12 protein-coding genes are annotated in these 6,716 nt (G+C 41.8%); 10 read left to right on the top strand and 2 right to left on the bottom strand.

Going from position 1 to position 6,716, the window contains the following annotated elements:
• A partial coding sequence (locus LC605_RS30125) for a type II toxin-antitoxin system ParD family antitoxin (protein ID WP_229551108.1) occupies positions 1-139 on the bottom strand: 139 nt, incomplete at its 3' end.
• A 274-nt stretch (positions 140-413) separates the two neighbouring features.
• On the opposite strand from LC605_RS30125, the gene LC605_RS30130 reads away from it, so the two are divergent.
• On the top strand, positions 414-1,160 hold the full coding sequence (locus LC605_RS30130; protein ID WP_229551097.1) for a hypothetical protein: 747 nt from the start codon (positions 414-416) through the stop codon (positions 1,158-1,160).
• 100 nt (positions 1,161-1,260) lie between these two features.
• Here the strand turns inward: LC605_RS30130 and LC605_RS30135 are convergent, their stop codons facing one another.
• Positions 1,261-1,647 carry a hypothetical protein gene (locus LC605_RS30135; protein ID WP_229551098.1) on the bottom strand — a complete coding sequence of 129 codons (387 nt, stop codon included), beginning with the start codon at positions 1,645-1,647 and terminating at the stop codon, positions 1,261-1,263.
• Positions 1,648-2,765: 1,118 nt separating this feature from the next.
• On the opposite strand from LC605_RS30135, the gene LC605_RS30140 reads away from it, so the two are divergent.
• From LC605_RS30140 to LC605_RS30180, 9 genes are all read left to right on the top strand, one after another.
• On the top strand, positions 2,766-3,083 hold the full coding sequence (locus tag LC605_RS30140) for a hypothetical protein (protein ID WP_229551099.1): 318 nt from the start codon (positions 2,766-2,768) through the stop codon (positions 3,081-3,083).
• Between the two features lie 107 nt (positions 3,084-3,190).
• On the top strand, positions 3,191-3,913 hold the full coding sequence (locus LC605_RS30145; RefSeq protein WP_229551100.1) for a hypothetical protein: 723 nt from the start codon (positions 3,191-3,193) through the stop codon (positions 3,911-3,913).
• A 96-nt stretch (positions 3,914-4,009) separates the two neighbouring features.
• Positions 4,010-4,321, top strand: a complete 312-nt coding sequence (locus LC605_RS30150) for a hypothetical protein (protein ID WP_229551101.1) — start codon at positions 4,010-4,012, stop codon at positions 4,319-4,321.
• Positions 4,314-4,517, top strand: a complete 204-nt coding sequence (locus LC605_RS30155) for a hypothetical protein (protein WP_229551102.1) — start codon at positions 4,314-4,316, stop codon at positions 4,515-4,517. Before LC605_RS30150 ends, LC605_RS30155 begins: the two co-directional genes overlap by 8 nt.
• Positions 4,518-4,534: 17 nt before the next feature.
• The gene (locus tag LC605_RS30160) at positions 4,535-4,924 is read left to right on the top strand and encodes a hypothetical protein (RefSeq protein ID WP_229551103.1); all 390 of its coding nucleotides are present in this window, start codon (positions 4,535-4,537) and stop codon (positions 4,922-4,924) included.
• 97 nt (positions 4,925-5,021) lie between these two features.
• Positions 5,022-5,840: a hypothetical protein gene (locus LC605_RS30165; RefSeq protein ID WP_229551104.1), complete on the top strand. Its 819-nt coding sequence runs from the start codon at positions 5,022-5,024 to the stop codon at positions 5,838-5,840.
• Positions 5,841-5,907: 67 nt separating this feature from the next.
• Positions 5,908-6,135 (top strand): hypothetical protein, encoded by a 228-nt coding sequence (locus LC605_RS30170; RefSeq protein WP_229551105.1) that lies wholly within the window; start codon positions 5,908-5,910, stop codon positions 6,133-6,135.
• A complete protein-coding gene (locus LC605_RS30175; protein ID WP_229551106.1) occupies positions 6,132-6,413 on the top strand; it encodes a helix-turn-helix domain-containing protein in 282 nt (93 codons plus the stop codon). Before LC605_RS30170 ends, LC605_RS30175 begins: the two co-directional genes overlap by 4 nt.
• Positions 6,410-6,716, top strand: a 307-nt coding sequence (locus tag LC605_RS30180; protein WP_229551107.1) for a DNA cytosine methyltransferase, incomplete at its 3' end; no start/stop codon positions are given. The genes LC605_RS30175 and LC605_RS30180, both read left to right, overlap by 4 nt.

Consider the following 6,716-nt stretch of genomic DNA (forward strand, 5'->3'; position numbering starts at 1 on the left):
GTCTGAAGAGGCGTATGTCTTCACGTTCCTTCAGAAGCCTCAATCCGTCACGAATGACCTCACTTTGCGATTGATATAGTCCGCCAGCAATGAGTTCAGCGACAAACTTATCAAATGTATCACCCAGATGTACGTTCATAAGCAATCACTTTAAACTGTTTTCTCTACAGCTATGCTGCCAATCCTAACAAGAATTGTCAATTTTTGTTAGTCCAACTGGAAAAGCAGATACACCAATACCTACAGCATCATCAGCACATTCGCTTTCTCCCGCTATCTGTCGCCTCAGCAGAAGTTTGCATCGCTCCCACTAACCCGTGACGCAGTTCGTGTATGGCTGGTGTAGTTCGGTGTCGCCCTGGACTCGCAATCTCAAGCGCTTCTCTTGCCCTAAACTAAAGAGCTTACCAATTATGACTCACGCCATTTACACAACACAACAGCTGCAACACAAATCCATAGCACAGCTGAAGCAAATCTACAGCGAAATCGGCTGTACAGTAGAACTAAGGGACAAGCGCTGCAAGGATTCTTGGATTAGTGCGCTCGCCCTTGGCGTTGGCGCAGCCATCGCTGATTACCAATCCACCCACCCTGAGAAATTCATCACCCCTGCGAACATACCACTGACACCCGTCGAAATCTCGTTCTACAACCACGAATACTATGCCGGGGATAAGTTGATCGCCGCAATCCATTACGACGACGACCTAACGCGACCTTGGGTAGTGATGGTGAACAACAAGGAAGTCCACCGTGCTTCTACGAACATACTTTGTCACCATTACATCTGCTCACACTACAAAGACGGCACACTACCAGTGCAAGAGCAAAACGCTACAGACACACCTTGCCCTACTGAGAACGCAATCATGGCGGAGATTTTCAACGAGTGCCAGAAGTACGGCTTTGAAATAGTCGGCGATGGAATAAATGGAATAATCTACAACTTCGAGGTGAAACTGGGCGAAGTAGGGTATACAGAAGGCTCTTGGTGGGTGGTACGCGCAGCCAATACTGAACGAGTCGCTTGTCAGTCTGCGCTTGAAGCAGTTTGGTTGTTAGCAGTCACACAAACCCAATTGTTGAACCGCCCATTTGAGATGTTAACTCCGATGGACGGCAGTAGTTACGGGAGTATGAGCCAGTTTTTGAACTAATGGCGGCGTAATTTTTCTGATTACAGACATCTCCGAAAAAGAATCTCAAACCCTTATTCTGTCTAGTTGAAAACCTAATTTCTGGAGATGTCTAATAATGCTATTGAACTTCCTGTAAAACAAAACGGTATATCTTTGCAGTTCGATCATTTCTCAGATACAGTCCATCAGTTGCTTCATAAATTGTCCATGCAACATTATCTTTTCTCAAGTGCAAATCTCCTGTTGTAAAGTCTTCTGTTGAGAAGACAGATGCTTCAAGTCCACCGGAGCTAAGACTTGCTCGCTCCACGTTCTCCGTGTAGAAGCCGATTTTCTTGACAGTAGGTTCTGCCGAAATGCCGCCGATGTTAAGGACACCACGATTGCCTGTCGAGTCAATTACAGGGACTCCATCAACTACAAGCCTATCCACCTTTGTATCACGAAACTGCGCCGAAGCTGCCAAACCAGTAAACACAAAACAGGCAACTACCAAGACAATCACAAGAAATGCTTTTTTCATCTTCTGAATGCTCTGTTGAATTTAACATTGAATACCAACAAGTAAGCTCGAACTTACGCTCCTAGCCCAGAAATGAGGGCTAACGGCGGAATTGTTTCAACTATTCCTATTTCATCAATCAGCCCAGCTACTATTCCTAAGTGATCGACATTTTTAATTTTTGGTTTCGATGTTGGAGACGATTTTTTTACCTCTAAAATATTTTGGAGTTTTTTGATTGTCTCACTTTTGGTATCTAAGTTAAGTTGACATGATAAAACAATGTATGTTTAGTTTTGTAAAAAGCCTGAAACCAAGTGTTTATAAGCTTTTACCGGCTTTATACTTCGTAACTCCCGGTTTATTCTTAATGCTGACTTACTTAAAGATTATGAGTCTTTTTATTTACTCGTATCAAAGGGTAATTATTTAATATTCTGCACTACATTCTGAAGCGCGGAATATGGGTTAAAAGTGCTTATTATACTTAATATACACTTACTAGAGCTTTGTGTTTGCGAGTTTTTACGCAATTGCGATCGCTTTTCCAATGGCACTGAGGGCAAGGGGATTGATGACTGAAGGATTAATCATCACCAATCTTTTCCTCTTCAAATAAATCTATAGGTTGGCAATCAAACAATTCACAAAGTTTTGCAACCCTAACAAACATTTTTACACCTTCTCTACTCTTTTCCCAATTCCGAAACAGTAAACAGAGAGAGCGTCATTTTTATTACTCCCTTAATAATCAGACACAATGCTAGTTTCGTCTGGTTTTATAGTGTCTGATTTTTATTGTCCCTCAATGAGTGCATTTCAACTCACCCTCAAGCAACTGAAAATTTTTCGACTTTCCCTCTGCAATCCTTATACTGTATACCCTTCAGCTTAACTTAGTGCCATTCGACTATTAATGTGTAATCATCCGGATTTGATATGACCATGCAGTCTGTCTACCGTCACTAGCATTTCTATGACATCATAAAATTACGCATCACGATTTCTCAAATCTGACGCGCCTAGCAATATAGTTAACAAGGGCGATCGCTCCGATCAAAATAGGTGGAAGCGATCGCTTTTGTTGTCTGGTAACTATAGAATATAAAATCTGTTAACTTATGGCAAGTACTGGTAGACAAAAAAAGATTATGTTAGATACAAAATATGTTGCTTCTATTTATTGGGATAAAGAAATGGGTGAACGCCTTAAAGTTTTGAGGGGAACACGTTCTGTCCGTGCCATCTCAGAAAAGACCGCAGAGCTTGGAGAGCGCATATCTCATCAATACATTCATATGCTAGAAGACCCTGAAAGGTATGATAATTCAGCTTCTACAGTATCTTTCCCGAAAATTTCCGTTCTTCTCAAAGCCTTGGATAGCAATATCGAAAACTTTTTTGATACAGCAATCACAATTGTGTCTGTTGCCTCTTGACATTTGTCTGGAGTCAGTAGACAATAGGAGTTAACAAAACAAAAGACGATCGTTCGTCCTGAGAAAACTAAGCGATCGCCCTTTGATCCTTTACAGGAAGCTCCATTATGACTCATACCATTTACACTTTTCAACGGCTACAACACAAATCAATTGCCCGTCTCAAACAAATCTACAGCGAAATCGCTTGTACAGTCGAAGTAATCGACAAACGCTGTAAAGATGCATGGATTACTGCGATCGCCGATTACCAGTCCGCCCACCCTGAGCAATTCATCACCCCTGCCTCCATACCACTGACACCCATCGAAATCTCCTTCTACAACCACGAATATTACGCTGGGGATAAGTTGATCGCCGCAATCCATTACGACGACGACTTAACGCGACCTTGGGTAGTGATGGTGAACAACAAGGAAGTCCACCGTGCTTCTACGAACATACTTTGTCACCATTACATCTGCTCACACTACAAAGACGGCTCTTTGCCAGTGCAAGAGCAAAACGCTACAGACACACCTTGCCCTACTGAAAACGCAATCATGGCGGAGATTTTCAACGAGTGCGAGAAATACGGCTTTGAAATCCTCCACGATGGGATTTACAACAACGACGTGAAGCTGGGGGAAGTCGGATGCACCGATGGCTCTTGGTGGGTAGTGGGTGCAGCAGAGCAGGAGCGCGTCGCCTGTCAGTCTGCCCTTGTTGCTGTTTGGCGGTTAGCAGTGGCACAAACCCCACGCCATACAGAATTGTTAAATCGCCGATTTGAGATGTTAACCCCGATGAATAGCAGTATTTACGGGAGTATAAGCGAGTTTTTGAACTAGTGACAGTGTAATTCAAACAATTATCAGTAAACAGTTAACAGTTATCAAGATTCGACACTGTTAACTGAATTATTTCCCTTCATTTCCATTAAATCAATGCAACCCACAATCACGATACCCAAACATTGGGACTATCCGCGCTTTGCTCTGGAACAACGCACAAAACAGGGCATCATTCTGGGGCTTCACTACTATCCAAACGGTACAGAATTGGCTGAACAATTTGGTCATGGGTGGCGCTATGCGCTAATGTCTCGGAAAAATTCTGACGAATTATTCCACTTTGAAGAGAATCAAATTCAAACGCTTTCTCCGCAGGAATTAGTCTCACAAATCAGCGCAGAGATTGAGTTTTACCAACGTCAAATTGTCATTCTCCAACAACAGTTAGGTGCAAACAATGGCTAAAGAAGTAAATAGCAACTTTGACCGTAGAGCGAATCACCTGCTACGTTTGATTCAACTTTGTGGGGGTTGCGTTCCATTGCACTCTCTTCAATTTCAAGTCTCCAATTCAGTTATTCAAACACTGCTGGATAGAGAAGTGGTGCAAGTGCAAAACACTGGATGCGGTTTTCTGTTGGAGATAGCCGAGGACTTTTAATTCCAAAGGAGAAAATCATGAAACTTTACGCGAAAACGATTCCACAAACTTTACCCGATTGGGCAACTGTAGTTACAAAAATCGCGGATTTATTTGAGGTTGAAATCAACGATGAACATCCTAGTTTTCAATCTCTACTTGAAGAGTTAACCACAGAAATTGAACCAGGAACCATCGGGGTGAAAGCCAGAGATTTATGTTCCAGACTCGGCTTTGAAATGTCTAATCCCAATCTCAGCCAATTACTTGAACAAGCTCAAACCCTGATATCTCTTATTGCTTGGCATCCCGACTACAAGCAACTACTAGAAACAGGGTATCAACCAGATTTAAACATTGCTGATGCTCAAACTGCGCTGACTTATTTGCAATGGGAGTTAGACCGCAATCGAGAACCTTCTGTTTAGTACAAAAGCGATTGCTTGAATATCAGCTTTTCTTCAAGCAATCGTAAAGCACTCTCCAGTTCTGTTACAAACCATTAATTATCACACCAAAAAAAACATGACTACTGAAATCAAACTAGGTTTATGCCAACCCCCAGAACCGATTTATCTCTATGTCAAAAATGGCGAGTTAAGTGGTGAATCCTATCTTTGGTATCACTACAACATCGATAAGGATAAAACGATTCCTGTCTTAGAAAGAGGGCTAACTGGTTACATATCAGAACTGAGATTAACAGCGAAAGAATTTAAAGGTAAGGACAACATTAAGTTAGATATCGTTGTGAGAGCAGATGAAATCTACATCGTCAGAACTGGCATAGAAACCAATTTCGCCAAAAGCTTTCTTTTAGCTGCATCAAGCGTTCAAGATTTTGATAAACCCCTAATCATTTCTGTTGCTGCTGGAGAAGAAAACGTAGTGTTTTGCCGACTTTATGATGCAGTAACGCGTGTACGTATTCGTAGAGAATGGGATAAAGATGCAGACTGGGCAACAATCATTCATGACATTCAATTTCGCTTAAATGGCACTTCATCCACGCCAAAACTTAGCGTAGTTCCACAACCAGTACATCCACAAGATTTACGAGTAAAACAGATTCGCACTTTGCTTGATTATCCCCTTGATTTGGTCAGAGAGTGGTTGGAATTTCAAAATGTTAGTAATCCCAGTCAATTAGATATCAGCAAGATTGATGAACTGATAAAAACAATGTGTTTGGCTTGGGCATCAGACAAGTGTGAATCTCCCAAGGATGCGGAATCTTCTTATCAAAAAGAAGTGATTAATGCTGTTGGTAATGGTGCTGATGAGTTAACTGCAATCAGTGCATGGATGCAGCAATTGGAAGCGGTAAAAACTGGGGCAGTGTAATTCAGTTGTCAGGATTCAGAATTATTCTGGCTCCTGATTTATCCATTAATCACAGAGGAATTAAACCATGAAAGTCATTGTCACAGTAGTAGATAAAATCATCAGTGAAGCGCAGCTAAATATTCCTGATGGGCTGTCAGAATCAACAATTAAACAGCACATTACAGACTTATACAACAGTGGGTCAATGCTGATTGATTTGAAGATTGCTCAGGTGGAGTTTGAATCAATCAGCGCTCAGATTCTCAAAGAAGATTCTACTAAATCTGCATCTGGAGGCGAGGTGAGATTATGAGTACAAAATGGACTAATGAAGAAGTCGCAATTATTGAAAAGCAAACTGAAATCTATACGATAAAACAAATAGCTCAAGTTCTTCGATTGAATTTCTCAACTGTTTGTAGGTGGGTAAATCGCGGATGGCTGAAAGCTACAAGACGCTCTGCTAAACATTACCAAATCCGCAGATGGCATCTTAAACAATTTCTTGAGCATCCCCCACAATCAATTAAAAAACGTATTACCTCTCTTGATCCAGAAGCCATTAATTATTTATTGGGGAGAAAAGCATGACAGAACAAATCACTCCCCTGCAAACTCAAAAAGTTCTTGACATCTGCTCTGGTATTGGCGGCTTCACCCTCGGTCATCTGATTAGTGGCGGTTTTGAAACGGTGGCTTTTTGCGAGATTAATCAGTACTGTCAACAAGTTCTAAATCTGCGCTTCCCGCATATTCCAATTATTCCAGACATTCATGATATTACAGTTGAGTCTTTGGCAAGAGTCGGAGTTACAGAAGTTGACGGCATCATCGCCGGACTGCCTTGCCCCCCCTTCAGCCTTGCGGGGAAACGTGAAGCCTCGAAAGACGAGC

Source organism: Nostoc sp. CHAB 5836, assembly GCF_020829445.1.
GTDB lineage: Bacteria > Cyanobacteriota > Cyanobacteriia > Cyanobacteriales > Nostocaceae > Nostoc.

Coding starts and splice junctions, on each gene's coding strand:
- LC605_RS30130 (WP_229551097.1), top strand. CDS start 414: ATGACTCACGCCATTTACACAACACAACAGCTGCAACACAAATCCATA.
- LC605_RS30140 (WP_229551099.1), top strand. CDS start 2,766: ATGGCAAGTACTGGTAGACAAAAAAAGATTATGTTAGATACAAAATAT.
- LC605_RS30145 (WP_229551100.1), top strand. CDS start 3,191: ATGACTCATACCATTTACACTTTTCAACGGCTACAACACAAATCAATT.
- LC605_RS30150 (WP_229551101.1), top strand. CDS start 4,010: ATGCAACCCACAATCACGATACCCAAACATTGGGACTATCCGCGCTTT.
- LC605_RS30155 (WP_229551102.1), top strand. CDS start 4,314: ATGGCTAAAGAAGTAAATAGCAACTTTGACCGTAGAGCGAATCACCTG.
- LC605_RS30160 (WP_229551103.1), top strand. CDS start 4,535: ATGAAACTTTACGCGAAAACGATTCCACAAACTTTACCCGATTGGGCA.
- LC605_RS30165 (WP_229551104.1), top strand. CDS start 5,022: ATGACTACTGAAATCAAACTAGGTTTATGCCAACCCCCAGAACCGATT.
- LC605_RS30170 (WP_229551105.1), top strand. CDS start 5,908: ATGAAAGTCATTGTCACAGTAGTAGATAAAATCATCAGTGAAGCGCAG.
- LC605_RS30175 (WP_229551106.1), top strand. CDS start 6,132: ATGAGTACAAAATGGACTAATGAAGAAGTCGCAATTATTGAAAAGCAA.